Source organism: Variovorax sp. KBS0712, assembly GCF_006323185.2.
GTDB classification, from domain to species: domain Bacteria; phylum Pseudomonadota; class Gammaproteobacteria; order Burkholderiales; family Burkholderiaceae_C; genus Variovorax; species Variovorax boronicumulans.
This window is the reverse complement of sequence record NZ_VCCD02000002.1, coordinates 558132-571830: the sequence shown is the minus strand read 5'-3', so window position 1 is coordinate 571830 and position 13699 is coordinate 558132. Positions and strand designations below refer to the sequence as shown.

Here is a 13699-nt window from a genome sequence, read left to right as displayed (position 1 = left end):
CCTTAGCCGTTGATGCGGTGCGCGGGCACCAGGTCGAAGGTCACCGAGCACTGCGGGCACTTGGTCAGCGTGCCGATGTGGATGTCCACGTCGGGCTGCTCGGTCGTGCCGGCAATCTGCAGGACGTGCTCGGCGATGTCGCCCGGAGCCATGTCGAACTTCTCGCCGGCCCACAGGCGCACGCGGCCGACGGTAGTCGCCGGGCGGAACTTGTGGTGTACGACCTCGGCGCCGAAGCGAACTTGCACTTCCACCTGCTTGCAGCGGTGGAGGTGCACGCGGACGCCATGCTCCTTCTTGAGGTGTTTGACGTGGGTCGCGCGGCCGTGGGTGTCGTCGTCATCGTCCTCGACCGAGAGCGCCAGGTCAGAGGCGTCGGTGCCGGGCGGCAGCAACGCCAGAACGGCGTGCTTCAACTCAGCGACGGTGGCCTCGTCGTTGACTTCGACGAACTTGATGTCAGAGAAGAACTCCGACTGGATATAAACGCGGGTGGGCATTTCTGCTTCCTTTTCCAGCTAGGTGAGCTGCGCGGGATGCGCTGCTCATGCTAGGTAAGTCGCAGGACGGCCTGGAAATCGGAAGCGTGTGAACGGAGGCGGCTCAGGCCGGGCAATGCAGGAAGTGCCGGCACTTCGGGCACTCGTACTGGTTCGGGCGTGCCTCGAAGTTGCCAACCAGCAGGCCCTCGGCCGCTGCCATGGCGAACTTGTTGTCCCACTTGGGGCTGTCCGGCCATAGCGTTTCTTCTTCCCCAGTGCTGAGCAGGTGGAGGCGTGCGGAGAACGAGAGGTTCGTGTTGGCTGCGGCGAGGTATTTCAGCATCCAGCGGATTGCAGACTTTTGTCGGCCGAGCTTGCCCGAGGGCTTGGTGCGGACGAAGTGAATTGTGTAGGTGCCATCAGAACTTGAAATGCTGTGCGCCGTCACGTTGATTTGCAGCCCCGCACACGTGACTTGGAACGGCTTGGCCATCGCGGCGCGCTGTGCGCTTATCAGGTTGCGTCCTGCGGACAGCAGACCATCTGCGTACGCACGCAGGTGAGAAAGCGAATCTTTGTAGGCGTGCCCCAGTGATGCCAGCGTCCTTTCGACATCGTCGGCAGCGACCGAAGGGTCTGCCCCGTAGGGAACGAAGAGCTCGCGCATCACCGCGCCCTCAATCAGGGCCGCGGGGTGGAGCCCCGATGCCGGCTTGAGGTTCTTGACGTAGTCGTAGTAGTAGCGCCTTGGGCAGACCATGTAGGTCATGAAGCCGGGAAACTCACAGCGCCCAGCCTGATGGCTGCCTGTGGCCTTGGCCTTGGCTATGACCGCCTTGGGTGCCGTCGCGAACCCTTGAACAGGCTGGAGAAGATGGGCTGCGTGCTCGATTGCGCTCACACATTGCGCCTTGTACGCGCCTTGGCATTCATACAAGACGAGATGCTCGCGTGCCCGCGAAAGTGCGACGTATAGCTTGTTCGAGGCTTCAGTTTCTTCCTCGAAGTTCTCGCGGTGTTGAAGGGACTGCAACAGCGACTCCGGCACTAGGTCGGGGTCTGTGCCCATCCGGAAATGCTTGATGTCGATGTCGACAAGATGGACTGCCTCGAACTCGAGCCCCTTGCTGCCGTGGATGGTCATGACGGCTACCGCGTCGAGACTGTCGGCCTCCGGCGGCGGAACGCGTAGCTCGCGGTCATCGCCGATACGCAGGCGTCGACGCAGGCGAGAAATGAAACTTCCGACGGTCTGATACGCGTGGCCACCATCAGGCACGCGCAGGAAATAGATGAGCTGCCACAAGGCGATGCGCCGAGTGATGTCGAGTATTCTGGTTCCCGCCAGATGCGGCGCGAGGATACTTGTTCGGTCGAGCAGCAGAGTGCAGATGACCTCCCAAGGCGAGTCTCTCGACGCAAGGCCTTGGAAGGCGGCCTTCCAACGCAGAAGGGCCGCCGTGCCTTTGGCCGAAAGACCGGGCGGCGGCGAATCCAGCCAGGACAGAGGTTCTGGTCGAGAGCTGTCGAGCCAGCTGAGGATGAGGTCGACGTCCGCCACGGGCATCTCTAGACCCGGCAACCGCGAGATGCGCAGTAAGCCGCTGCCAGACCGGTCTATGAAGACCTGCAGCAATGCCAGAAGGTCTTTGGTCTCTGAGCGTTGGAAGATGTCGCCAAGGTGGAGGGCAGGAATGCCGGCTGCGTTCAGAGCATCGGCCGTGTCGCCACAGGTTTCGTGGGTACTAGCCAGTACGACTTGGTCTCTGTACGCGACGCCGAGTCCGTGAATGCGGGCGACATTGGCCGCAACCTCACCGCGAACAATGTCTGTGGTGGCGCACTTGACGTGGCGAGGCTTCACGCCGCTCGCGCCCCGGGCAGGCTCTACATCGTCGAGCGGAAGGATGAGCTGCAGCGGGTGGGTCGCGCGCCCCGAGTGCTCGAAGACTCGAACGACCTCTTCGTAGCTGCGCCGGTTCTCGTTGAGCGGAAAAGGCTCGTGGTCGGGATAGTCGTCGCCGAAGTTGACGATGCTGCGCATGGATGCGCCGCGGAAGCGGTAGATGGCCTGACGGGCGTCACCAACCACCCAGAGCGTTTCTGCGTGGGCGGCGAGGGCCTTCACGAGCTGGGCGCTGGCCCGGTTGACGTCCTGGTACTCGTCCACAAGGATGTGCTTGAATCGACCGACGCTGGCCCTGAAGCTGTCGTAGTTGTGCGTGAGCGCGAGCGCGGGCAGCATCACGAGGTCGCCCATGTCCACAAGGCTGGAGTTGGCCTCGGTCTTCTCCTCGTAGCAGCTGTAGAGCTTCGCGACGTCGCGTCGCTTGACAAGCAGGTCGGCCGGCGTGTCAGCGGCGGATTTCTCCACTGCTGCAGCGTAGGTGGCGGCGTCTGCGAGTTCGTCCTTCGCTCGTTGGATGGCTTCCACGGCGGTCTTCAGCCAGTCGAGGGGGTCACCCAAGGGGTTGAACGCCTGCAAGCCCAGGCTGTAGATGTGTGGCTCCAGCACCGCAATCTCGGCCATCTTGTCGGCGACTCCGAAGCGGGATTTCAGTCCGAACTGTTCGCAATTCTTTCGCAGGAACTCCAGCCCGAACGCGTGGAAGGTGCCGACCCACATTTCATGCGCGTTCTCGACGCCCAGCTGTTGTAGCCGGTCCACCAGTTCTCTTGCCGCTCGGTTGGAGAAGGTCAGTAGCAGAAGCTCCTCTGGCTTCGTGCCTGTTTCCAACAGGTGTTGGACCCGCATCAGCAGTGTGGCCGTCTTGCCGGTGCCTGGACCTGCCTTCACCAAGGACGTTGTGGCCTTGGACCGGGCCGCCGCCATCTGCTCCGCCGTTGGGGTGATGGACTTGGGTGGCGCGGACTGCTCTTCCATGGGCTCTGGAAGCAGCAGGCCATCGAGCAGCTGTTGCCGGACCAGCTCTAACGGAAGGTCGAGTTCAATCGTGAGCTGTTCCGCCGTCTTACCGGCAAGGAACAGGGTCCGGGCTACATCTCTGGGCAGCAGCAGCTCGCGGGCGAAGATGTTGGCCTGCAGCTCGGCACGCTCCCGCGCGCCGTAGGCCTCGACCTTCTGGGCGCCGAACGTGTCGCCGTCCTCTGGCTTCAGGGTTGAGTCGACGACCTTGTGGCAGCCCTCGTGCCCGTCGTGGTGGAGCTTCCAATGCCCGAATTCGTGGGCGACGAGGAAGGCGCGCTCGCCTGTAGATACGTCATTGCGGACGACTATCTGGCGGAACTTGACCTCCAGCACAGCATCGGCGCCACCAAGCGCTTTGTCTGATGGATTGGCGTCCGAAATCTGGAAATCCTCAGCGTCCTCGCTGGCGGCGGCATCAATGATTGCCTTGGAGGCAATGCCAGTTTCGGCAGTTTCCCCGAAGAGGTCCTGACGAAACCGTCTCGCCTCCTCACGCGCGCGATGAAAGGGTGTCACGAAGCGTTGTCCTCCGTCTGAAATCCCAGGAGCCGCTTCTTTTCGTCCTCGCTCTCTGGCAGGGAGCGGACTGCACTTTCCCAGGTCTCCAAGCCAGGCGCATCGGGCTGGCGGTTTGAGCTGTAGTTTCTTGCGCCCGCGAACTGCGGGCCGATGCACTGACGCAGGTCTGCTGGTGCCACGTGCAGATGCTTCGCCAAGTCGCGAATAACTCTGGGCGGAACGTTGGTGATGGTCGTGAGCACCTTGGTCATGAGCAGCGAGCTGGCGAATCCGGCGGCGGTCGCAGCTCGTCCCAGCTTGCCTCCGGCCAAGGTTGAGATGGCGCGCTTCGTGGCTTCGAGGTCAGTGCTCTGCGCCGCTTTCCCATCAAGCTCGTGAATGCGATTGAGAACGTAGCTGTGCAGCCGCGACACATCGTCGGTGGTCACCTTCGGAAGCGAGGCGTCTTCGATGGGTTCCGGCGATGCCTCGTAAGCAGTCCAGAGCGCCGCGAACTCCACGATGTCGTCGCGATACTCAGGGTGCGCCTCGCATGCGCGAAGCACTTGGACAGGGGTCGGCTTGTCCGCCGAGTAGAAGAACTCGTCAAGCACTTCGTCGAGCGAAAGCCTCCGGTTGAGCGTAGTCATTGCTTGAACTCCTTGTCGATTTTCGCGAGCGCGCTTCTCTTGTAGTTGTTCACGCTCTTGACGGTCACCTTGAGCGCTGCGGCTACTTCCTGGACCTGCCAGTCGGCGCCGTAGAGCAGCGTATAGGTGGTGTATTCCTTCTCCGTGAGGATTTCGAGCAGGCGGTTATTCGCGCGCTCGAACGCCTGCTGCCTCGTAGCGAGAAGGTCCGGTGTGTTGTGGTCTTGCAGCTCCTCGAGGTCGTCGGTCGCCGACACCACCTCGTCTTCATCATCCTCATCGGCGTCCAGGCTGGACTGCATCTTGCGCTTCTTTGACAGCAGGGTTCGCTGGAAGCTAATGGCCCGCCGTTCAAAGAACTGTCCGAACGCCTTCTCCGCATGCACTGCGTCATTGGTGTTCGAAAGCAACTGGTCCCAGATGCAGGAGGCAAGCTCGTGCGTCGCCCGTTTGAGGTCGTCGATGAGCCCCGGGAAGATACGCGCCCTGAGGACGAACTTGCGCGACCGCCCCAGCAGGCGCTCGTTGAACGCCTCGGCAAAAAGCCCGACTCTGACCGCGTCGTCCTTGGCGCGTGCTCGCCTGAACAGGCTGAAGACCTGCTCGTCGGTGACGAAGAGCGGGTCGTGCTCCCAGTCGGTGCGCGCCAGCCTGGCCCGCAGAGAGCGGTCATCGAGGGCCTCTAGGACCGCGTCAGGTTCTCGTGTGTACATCGTTCTTTTCCGTTGGTCATGCGAACACCCCCTCCCGGCTTTTCAGGGGATGGCCCCCTCACATGGCTAAGTCGCAAGAGAAGCCGGAAATCGGAAACCGCCGGCCGTAGCAGGGTGAAATGACCCGCGAAGGCTCGCCCCAAGGCAGCGGACTTCCGGTAGCCCAGTATGCGACAACTCTTCGTTACATGTGCATGGGGCGAGCCAGTTTTGGGACCAGGTTCCGTCGATGTTCGCGATGCCTCAGCCATTGTGGGCGCGTCATGGACGACGTTGCGACAATCTAGGTATGCACCTCTCTTCCGAAGGTTGACCTGGACGCCGCGGCAGCCGAGGTCGCCAACCTGTGGGCAATGTTGGGCATGGATGAGTTCGACCGAGACAAGCCAGAGACGCTGGCCACGCTCAAGAAGCGCCCTGCGAGACGGCGGGGAAGGGTTTGAGCTTCCGACCGCCCAGCGACGGCGTTTGACGGGTTTTCGGGTCGCCCGGTCCGTCAGACGACTGGTGGGAGGGCGCCACAGCGAAGAACAAGGTTCGCCGGCCGCCTCTTTCCCTATCACGCTCGGAGCCGCTGAGGCAGACGTCCTGCGTCTGGAAGAAGGCAAAAGTGGCTTGCCCGAAAGCCGCCTCTCGCGACCAACCGCAATTGGCCGACTTTAGCCGGTCGAGATGCCACCGCGAAGGGCCCGGTCCTGTCGGTCGCCCTCCGCCGCCTAACGGCAGGTAGGCCAACGCTTGCTGTCGTTCGCGGTCGATCTGGCAAAGTACAGGCGCCGCCCAAAGCGATCCAACCGCGGCGGCAGGGCCGTCGCCACGCAATCTGCCGGCGGGTGAAGGCGGGAACGGGGCATTGCGACTCGCTGCTGATTCCGCAGACCATCGCGCTAGTGCTTGCTGCGACGATTCTTTCGCGTGATGCTTGGGGAAAGTCGCGCTGGAATGGCGAAAACCTCGTGGAGACCGCTACATGCAGGAAGAACTGGACAACTTGGCCGTCGGCGTCGCCACCATCTTTCTGGATGGACTTCGGACGCTTCTGTTCACCATCCCCATGCTATTTCTCGCCGCCGGGGTTTTACTTGCCTGGGGAGGTCCAGTCCTGTGGCTCTACGGCATCGCAGCGGCCTTGATGGGTGCGATCGCCCTGCTCTACCTGATTCTTGCGATCTGGAGGCGACTGCGAGCCGCATTCTCCAAACCACCCGCCCCCATGAAGCCATCAGCCGAGAGGTACGTGCAACGGGCGAGAGCAAGGCTTCCTGCTGGATCCTTTGTTGATGCCAAGCCGAAAGCCAGGAGCAGAGAGATCTACGCACTCCTGGACGAGACGCTACGCCCCACAGCGGGGAAGGCTCTTTTTTCGTACACGGACGCGTGGATGACAGTCACCAAGATGTTCGCCGGCGGCACCATGTCGCGCGAGCAAATGAAACGCATTGCTGGCGAAAAAATGGTGAGCTATCACCTGAAGCAGGGTAACCTCGAAGTGCGTGATGGAGCGATCGCGTTAAGCAGCAAGGGATACACGCACTTCATCTTCCGTAAGGTCTCCGGCCACGCGCAGTCAGTCGATCCGGATCAAGTGGCTGGCTGGGTTCGATTCTTTTCTACGGGCACGTTCGAAAGCGGCGGCACAAAAGCGTGTAGCGGCGAGAGGCTCGTGCTTCAGACCTTGCCATGAAATGGCCGCTGCCAAGGACCGGTCGTAGCGACCGGGAATGCGACTGACTGGTCGTGGCCGACAGTGATCCTACGCAAGGCGAGCTCGCCCCTTTTTGCCTATCGCAAGTAAGAAATTGCCTGCTGAAGGGCGCCTGCGGGCGGTTGGCGCTCGAAGATTCGAAATTCCGCCGCCTGCGAAGCTGCGATACCCGCGACGATGCCCTCTGCAATCCCGGCGCCCAATCCGGCTGCAATGGGGGACATGTTTGGAATTGAATTCGCTGCTATCTGGCCAATATTCCCGTCGACAAGGACTTGCTGATACGGGTAGTAGTAGACATGAGGGCTACTGTCGGAGAGCGATGGAACATAGATTCCGCACCGATGGGCTTTGGACTTTTCGAACGCGCCCGCATCTGCGCTCGCAGCCTCGATGCCGAGGCAATGGCCCGGACCGATGAAGTAGGTTCCTTTGGCATCTTGGTACAGGGGTTGGTAAGTACCCTTAACCAAAGTGTACCTAGATGATTGCCCTGTTGCGTCACCTGTGCCGTAGTAGACAAAGGGGCGATCAAGCACGATCAGCACCATTGAAGTCGAAATTTTTCGATCTTCTGCGCCACCAATTCCGGTTGCGCAACCCGCCATCAGAATCGCCGAGAGCAAGAGAGGTAGTAAGCGCTGCATCTGATGCGAATGTCCATGGTTGGGCGTGGCTGCTGTACCTTGTAAAGGTTAGGACTCAAGGCAATACTTCATAGGCTTGGGACTCGCCCGTGATGTTGCCATGCTCATCGACCCGTCGCTGCGGTCGTGCCAAATTCTTCGCCCATCTCAGAGGCCCGCTCCTGGTCATACTGAGATTGCTATCAACTCTGTACGCAGGCCTAGCGTGCAGGTATGCGCAAGTCAACCCCCGGTGGCGCGTCGCGCCGAACGGCCGTGCTCAGCCCGATGGACTTACCTGCGGCGACCGCCGACGTAGTGACTACCCTTGCCGCTACGGCTTCCACCGACACGCCGACTACCGGATCGGTTCGCCGCCTCGAGAATCGGCGCCGATGAAGCGCCGGTAACGTTGAACACCAAGCCGCCCGGCATCGCCAGAGGCCCCGCATTGGAACTGCTGGCAGCGGCGGTAAGCAGGATAGCGAGCATTGCTGTTTTCATTAATTCTTGCCTCCTCATGCCGAGCTGGATCGGGCGCCCGGCTCTCCCCGTACTTGATGGACAGCGTATTCGCGATGCTCTCATGCTACGCATCAGTCCGCGACCCCATCGGGATACCTTATTCATGGGAGGAAGTCCTGGAGCAACTTTTCCTCAGTTCATCGAAGATTTCCTGTTGGTCATCGAAAGCCTGACCGAGCGCCTACAGCCTTCTTTGAGGGAAAACCCGATTTCAATCAATTTCCGTCGCATTCACTCGGCGCCCGGATCAAGATGAGTGATCGCACTCCATGTGCAATCGCTCGGGCTCGGACAGCACGATGCGAAAGCCATGTCTGACATAGAAATGTTGGGCGGGATTGACCCGCAGAACGCGAAGTCGCATCGGAAAACCTTTGATGCTCGCGCAAGCCAGCAGGTCAACAAGAACAGCAGAGCCTAGACCCTTGCCCCTGAATTGCGGAAGCAGATATAGCTGTTCGAGTTGATGATGGTTCGGCAAGACATCGACTCGAAGTGTCCCGGCATCCACCCCATCAAGTTGGATGATGCGCATGCGCCCAGCCGCGCAATCTGTCGCTTGCGCCAACCGTGCTTCCTCTTCAGGCCAGACTCCCCACGTCTGAAGCGCATAGGTCTTCATTGACTGCACCAGAACGTCGTAGCAAAACGGCGAATCGTGCGTGCCAGCAAGACGCAGACTGTATTTCGGCAGCATGTTCAGCTGTCCAATGGCCGAGGGGCGCGCTGGAGGGCGTCGGAAGTTCTACTCCTCTTGAAGCTGCTGCGCTACGTCCCGCTTGCCCAAGCTCCGAACCGAAGCCAGAGATTCGAGCTGAGCGGCGCGTGGTCGAGCCTTGCCTTGCTCCCAGTGGTAGATCGTCTGACCCGAGACGCCCACCAGCTTGCCGTAGGCCGCAGCAGACAGTCCGAGCTTGCTGCGGTGCGCGGCCAACCGACTGGCGCTGAAACGGCGTGCCGTCCCCTGCTCGGCCGGCTCCGTCGTATCCGGTGCGGACCGCACTCGCGCCGAGCCCTTGCTGACCCGCCGAAGCACTTTCTCCAAGCTGTCGATTTGACGGCGCAGCGCAGCAATCGAACTACGGTGCTGTGCCGATGCTTTCTTGAGCGTTTCGATCTCTGTGCGAACCTCCTTGCGAGCTACGCGGGAGATTTCGGATTTCAGAATGGATGCGATATTTGGCATGCACGCATTGTGCAGGCCAATACCTTAAGCGTCGAATTCCGCTTCCTCGGCAGCTTCAGTGACGGTTCGATCAACCAGCGAGACCTGGAACACCACGCCATAGATCGCCTTGGTCTTGGGCTCTTGGCGCGAATCCCCGATCCGTTTGTGAATGCACTTCACAATGACCTGCTGATGATCCGGCAGCTCTGCGCTCTTCGTGGATCGGATTGCCTCAATTCCTCGGCAAGCTCTTTGACGATCCGCGCGACCTCCGTTTCTGAACGTCGAAGAATCGTCACCAAGTAGCCGTGATGCCAGCGCTTACGGCCAGAGTTCAGAGCCGCCATCGAGATGATGCGCTGCGCGTCACCGATGATCTTGGTGCCGCGCTTCACCTCGATGATGTAGCGCGGAATCCCTGTCTGCTTGTTCAGCAACACGACATCAAAGCGAGCAGTGTCCTTGCCAATCGCAGTCCGAGCATCCACTGTCTGCCGAGCCGAGTTCTCATACATGGCTGCGGGATGCTCCAACCGGAATCTCAACGTCGGAAACGCTGCGACCAAGCCCTGCGCGAGATTGACGTTGATCAAGTATTCCGGCGCATCACGGAGATCGCTGTTCGGATCGCCCTGTTCGACGTACATGCGCGCCGCACGCTCAAGTACTTCAAGAATTTCGAGCTGAATTGCAGAACGATGGGCAGTCTTGACAAGGGCGTCAGGCATACGTTTTGACTTCAAGTGGTCGGTGTCGTTGGCGTTGCGTCTGGCGTATTCTCGCAATCTCTCAGACTTCAGACGCTGTCGCGCAGTCCGGTGCGGCTGAGGCCTCTCTGCTAGCGCGCATCGCCACGCCGTCTCGCGTCGGCGGTCACAATTTCCACTCAATCCCGTGCAGGCTGTCCAGCGTCACACCGCCTTCGGGTACGAACTGGCTGCCGAGCGTTAACGTTGCGCGCGATCCAATCCGCTTGTTGAACTCGGGTGGACTCTCCGCCCACTCGCGACAGATCGGAGCTTCAGTACAGAGTGCCGACTTCAACTCGCCTTGCACCGTCTTGTACTGGAGGTGGCACAGGTCCTCGCAGTTGAGCCAGATCAGCGTGGCATCCGCGACCGTCTTCGTTGGCCCCGTCGCTGTTGGCGCGGGAGCCGATGGCGCAGCGGCAGCAGGCGTCGATGGGGTCGACGGAGCAGAAGGCGCGGCGCCAGTCGTGGCCGGCTGCTTCTGAGCAGGCATGTTAGCGATCGCTCGTTTGAACGCCTCATCGCCGGTCATTACTCCGAGAGACAGCACGAGGTAGTCATGCCCCCTCATCTCGACCAACAGGTCCTTCCTGTCGTCGGTTTGCTGAATCGTGTACTCGACTGACGAGACTTCGGTGCCGCTCGGCACAATCATCTGGAGCTGAGCTGCGCAACTGCGCTTGCGGTACTCCTCATCGGTTCCGGTCGTTCGGACCATCGTCAACTTGACCTCCGTCGCCCTCTCGACCTTTTCCAACCAACCGGGCTCACGAGTAGAAAGGTCCAATCCCCTCGCGACCGAGTTGACCAGAATCTTCTTGAGCAAATTCTGAGCTGTCGGGTCCATGCAGGTAGGTAGAGAATCGTCAGTACAGCCAACGAGCATGGCCGTGCCTGCCAGTACCAATGGCGCTACGAAGCGCCTCCAGCTCTTGAGCGTGCTCATCGCTTGAACCCCATGACCAGCGAGATGACCAGCGTCATCAAGAAGCACAGGATCTGCTGCGTCGATCCGATCGGCGTCGTCAGCGTGTACAGGTAGTACACCGACGTGATGATGATGCCGGTCTTGAAATTCTTGGGGAACGTCTTCACGGATCCCTTGGCGTCGTAGTGCATCGAGCCGGTCAGCGCGATCAAGCCGGTGACCGCAGGGATCGTCAGAAATGACGTGATCACGAACCAACGGCGGCGGTACCACGGCACCAGAGAATATGCGCTTGGCGTACCGGCCAACGGTGCGGCTACGGTCGCTCCGGTCGCAGCAGCTACGACTTGCGGCGCACCGCATTTGGGGCACGTCGGCGCCGTTTCATGAATCTGTGCGCCGCAGCCGCGGCAATGCACGAACGTTGACATTGAAGTTCTCCTCTTCTTTCGGTGGTTAAAAACTGCCAAGACAGACCAGCAGACCGATGCCTGCTGTCACGAGACCGACCACGGCGGCGGTGCGGCCGGGTTTCTGGTGATAGATGCTCAGAGCGCCACAGACGATGGCGATGAGAGAAAGACAGAAGCCGCCGAGCAGCTCGTCGCGATCGGCCGGACTACCGTCACTCAGGAGGCCCAAAAGCGTCAGAACGCCGAGCACGCACGAGACGATGGCCAGAACCGGGCTGCCGGCCGGTTTCGAAACGATGTCAGGCGTCGCGCCGGCCTGCGGAGCGCCGCAATGGGGGCACGCGGCGGCTTCGGCGTGCAGCCGCTGGGCGCACCCTCGGCAGTGCACAAGACCTGTCATTTGATTTCTCCTCCAGTTGTGTGAGGTCAGGAAGCCGGCCGGCACCTCGCGGCACTGCCCGTTTTCCCATGAGGTTTACAAAACGCATCATATATAACGCATACCAAGCAAGTCTGAATCACGACTCTGGGGAGCATGAAACCCTCAAAAGTCGCGACATCCAGCGACCTCGCCGTCACCTCGTCGGAGGCAAGAGCCGCTCCGTCGCTGACGGGAAATCCTCTGTCGCTGGCGCTAGGAGAAAACTTGAAGCGCATCCGGCAGGAGCGCGGTCTGACTCAGCAAAACCTTGCATTTGCCGCAGAGATGGACAGAACGTTCGTTTCCCTGTGCGAGCGGGGAGCGACGAATCCGTCGCTCTACAGCTTGGGCACGCTGTGTTGGTGTCTGCAGATCACCATGGCCGACTTGTTCGCGGGGATCGCGCACACACTGCCTCCGTCCGGTATGACCAATGGCAAGAAGCGAAGAGCCAATCAGGCGTCTCACGAGCCACGCCCACCTTCCGCCGCGACACTCAAACGCGCCGAGACGATGCGAAAGAAGAAGCTGGCACAGCAAGAGGCGCGCCCCACCACTCCGACCAGCACTTCGCGCCGGAAGGCACAGCAGTCTTGAATCTGTGCGGACTCCATCTAACGTCCGCAAGCTCCGAGTTGTCTTGTAGACAACCAGCAGCCATATCGCGATAGGAACCACAGCCCAGCCCAACTCACGGGACCCCTAGGGGGTTAGCACAGCACGACGTCGTTGCGCACGACCGAGATCGCAGACATCAACCTCACCGGCTCGCTGTGACCGGCACTTTCGTAACGCCACTCCACCGACTTGCGCCGGCGCTTGAAGTCGATTGGTCGGTCGATCTTCAGCATCCCGTTGCAGCATGAGAACGGCAGTGCGTCGGCTGACGGATCGAGCACCAGCAGCGAATCGACCGTGAATTTCTGGCCGAGCATGTGGCCGCCGCATCCAACGCCCAGCAAAAAGTGACGGTATCGGCCGTCCTTGAAACTCTCGTACGCAATCAGGGTCAGCTGTCCTTTCAAGAGCGACTCGACGGCGAACAGATCGACTCCGTGGTCGAAGCCGTCCGCTGACCGGACAGTGAGCGGCAACTCCATCGCTTCAAGCGCGTCCACAACGTCTTGCGCGTACGCACCTTCAAGCCAGCTATCTCCCAGCACCGCATAGAGGTCTGCCGCCACGCCGTACTTCCGGTGAGCCATGGAAAGCAGCGCGCTCCTCTTCGCTACGTCGAGAATCACGAACGCCATTGCGAGGCAGTGCAATGCACAAGCACTATCCATCTCGCCTTGACGTATGTGAACCGCAACCGGATCGAGACGCCGGCTCTTGGTCGTCAGCACGTTTCCGACAGTGAGCGCCGCGTGGTATCGCTGAACGCGAAATCTGCTGTTCGTCGAACGCGCCACGTCAGTACTCGTTGGGGCACAGAAGCGTCGTGCTCGACCGGTCGACCTCGGTGATGCACCACACGGTCGGCGTGCGCCGCCGTTCTTGCTCGGTCATACGTTCCAGCGTCGCGGCATCGAGCAGCCGGTATACGGAGAAGATGCGGCCACCGTCGGCCAGTGCCAGCACGTTGCTCGCCGCATCGTCCGTGCAGACGTCACCCCAATCGCCGCTCTGATGTCGCACCAGCAAGCATGCGGGGCCGATTGCATGTTTTTCCAGCAGTTCCAGAGCGCCTGGCGTTGCCAGTGTTCGGCCGAGCGCGAACAGCGGTTGAACGTTCTGCGGTGCCGCTGGCGTGCAACGGTGCTTGCGAATGTTGGGGTCCAAGAGAGTGCACATGATTTTCCTTTCGATGGAGGTGATGAAGTAATCGGAATGGACGTGTGCCGGCCTTCGATCTACAGACCGTATGGACACGTCGAGACATAAAAAAAGCG

The 13699-nt window shown here is 60.7% G+C and carries 16 protein-coding genes; 3 read left to right on the top strand and 13 right to left on the bottom strand.

Annotation, left to right across the window (positions count from 1 at the left end; genetic code table 11):
* Positions 1–2: 2 nt before the first annotated feature.
* The 4 genes from FFI97_RS19560 to FFI97_RS19545 all read right to left on the bottom strand — a co-directional run bounded on the left by FFI97_RS19560 (position 3) and on the right by FFI97_RS19545 (position 5272).
* On the bottom strand, positions 3–500 hold the full coding sequence (locus tag FFI97_RS19560) for a hypothetical protein (RefSeq protein WP_139702604.1): 498 nt from the start codon (positions 498–500) through the stop codon (positions 3–5).
* A 103-nt stretch (positions 501–603) separates the two neighbouring features.
* The gene (locus FFI97_RS19555; protein WP_139702605.1) at positions 604–3927 is read right to left on the bottom strand and encodes a UvrD-helicase domain-containing protein; all 3324 of its coding nucleotides are present in this window, start codon (positions 3925–3927) and stop codon (positions 604–606) included.
* Positions 3924–4559 carry a hypothetical protein gene (locus FFI97_RS19550; RefSeq protein ID WP_139702606.1) on the bottom strand — a complete coding sequence of 212 codons (636 nt, stop codon included), beginning with the start codon at positions 4557–4559 and terminating at the stop codon, positions 3924–3926. The genes FFI97_RS19555 and FFI97_RS19550 overlap by 4 nt, the downstream gene beginning before the upstream one ends.
* Complete coding sequence (locus tag FFI97_RS19545; protein ID WP_139702607.1) at positions 4556–5272, bottom strand: sigma-70 family RNA polymerase sigma factor; 717 nt, start codon at positions 5270–5272, stop codon at positions 4556–4558. The genes FFI97_RS19550 and FFI97_RS19545 overlap by 4 nt, the downstream gene beginning before the upstream one ends.
* 970 nt (positions 5273–6242) lie before the next feature.
* Between FFI97_RS19545 and FFI97_RS19540 the strand changes: the two genes are divergently transcribed.
* Positions 6243–6956: a phage holin family protein gene (locus FFI97_RS19540; RefSeq protein WP_139702608.1), complete on the top strand. Its 714-nt coding sequence runs from the start codon at positions 6243–6245 to the stop codon at positions 6954–6956.
* A 98-nt stretch (positions 6957–7054) separates the two neighbouring features.
* Here FFI97_RS19540 and FFI97_RS19535 read toward each other — a convergent pair whose 3' ends face one another.
* On the bottom strand, positions 7055–7624 hold the full coding sequence (locus FFI97_RS19535) for a hypothetical protein (protein WP_139702609.1): 570 nt from the start codon (positions 7622–7624) through the stop codon (positions 7055–7057).
* A 391-nt stretch (positions 7625–8015) separates the two neighbouring features.
* Between FFI97_RS19535 and FFI97_RS33645 the strand changes: the two genes are divergently transcribed.
* Complete coding sequence (locus FFI97_RS33645) at positions 8016–8384, top strand: hypothetical protein (protein WP_185993667.1); 369 nt, start codon at positions 8016–8018, stop codon at positions 8382–8384.
* Here the strand turns inward: FFI97_RS33645 and FFI97_RS19525 are convergent.
* From FFI97_RS19525 to FFI97_RS19500, 6 genes are all read right to left on the bottom strand, one after another.
* On the bottom strand, positions 8376–8825 hold the full coding sequence (locus FFI97_RS19525; RefSeq protein ID WP_139702611.1) for a GNAT family N-acetyltransferase: 450 nt from the start codon (positions 8823–8825) through the stop codon (positions 8376–8378). The two genes, FFI97_RS33645 and FFI97_RS19525, sit on opposite strands and share 9 nt — an antisense overlap.
* Positions 8826–8873: 48 nt before the next feature.
* A complete protein-coding gene (locus tag FFI97_RS19520; protein ID WP_139702612.1) occupies positions 8874–9314 on the bottom strand; it encodes a helix-turn-helix domain-containing protein in 441 nt (146 codons plus the stop codon).
* A 158-nt stretch (positions 9315–9472) separates the two neighbouring features.
* Positions 9473–10024, bottom strand: a complete 552-nt coding sequence (locus tag FFI97_RS19515; RefSeq protein ID WP_139702613.1) for a hypothetical protein — start codon at positions 10022–10024, stop codon at positions 9473–9475.
* 145 nt (positions 10025–10169) lie between these two features.
* Positions 10170–10991, bottom strand: coding sequence for a hypothetical protein (locus FFI97_RS19510; RefSeq protein ID WP_139702614.1), 822 nt, complete (start codon positions 10989–10991; stop codon positions 10170–10172).
* Positions 10988–11404 carry a zinc ribbon domain-containing protein gene (locus tag FFI97_RS33640; RefSeq protein WP_185993666.1) on the bottom strand — a complete coding sequence of 139 codons (417 nt, stop codon included), beginning with the start codon at positions 11402–11404 and terminating at the stop codon, positions 10988–10990. Before FFI97_RS33640 ends, FFI97_RS19510 begins: the two co-directional genes overlap by 4 nt.
* A 25-nt stretch (positions 11405–11429) precedes the next feature.
* Positions 11430–11786: a DUF4190 domain-containing protein gene (locus FFI97_RS19500; RefSeq protein WP_139702615.1), complete on the bottom strand. Its 357-nt coding sequence runs from the start codon at positions 11784–11786 to the stop codon at positions 11430–11432.
* Positions 11787–11921: 135 nt separating this feature from the next.
* On the opposite strand from FFI97_RS19500, the gene FFI97_RS19495 reads away from it, so the two are divergent.
* Complete coding sequence (locus FFI97_RS19495; RefSeq protein WP_260685060.1) at positions 11922–12404, top strand: helix-turn-helix domain-containing protein; 483 nt, start codon at positions 11922–11924, stop codon at positions 12402–12404.
* Between the two features lie 113 nt (positions 12405–12517).
* Here FFI97_RS19495 and FFI97_RS19490 read toward each other — a convergent pair whose 3' ends face one another.
* Positions 12518–13219: a hypothetical protein gene (locus FFI97_RS19490; protein ID WP_144004486.1), complete on the bottom strand. Its 702-nt coding sequence runs from the start codon at positions 13217–13219 to the stop codon at positions 12518–12520.
* Position 13220: 1 nt separating this feature from the next.
* On the bottom strand, positions 13221–13589 hold the full coding sequence (locus tag FFI97_RS19485) for a type I restriction endonuclease subunit M (protein WP_260685059.1): 369 nt from the start codon (positions 13587–13589) through the stop codon (positions 13221–13223).
* Between the last annotated feature and the right edge of the window lie 110 nt (positions 13590–13699).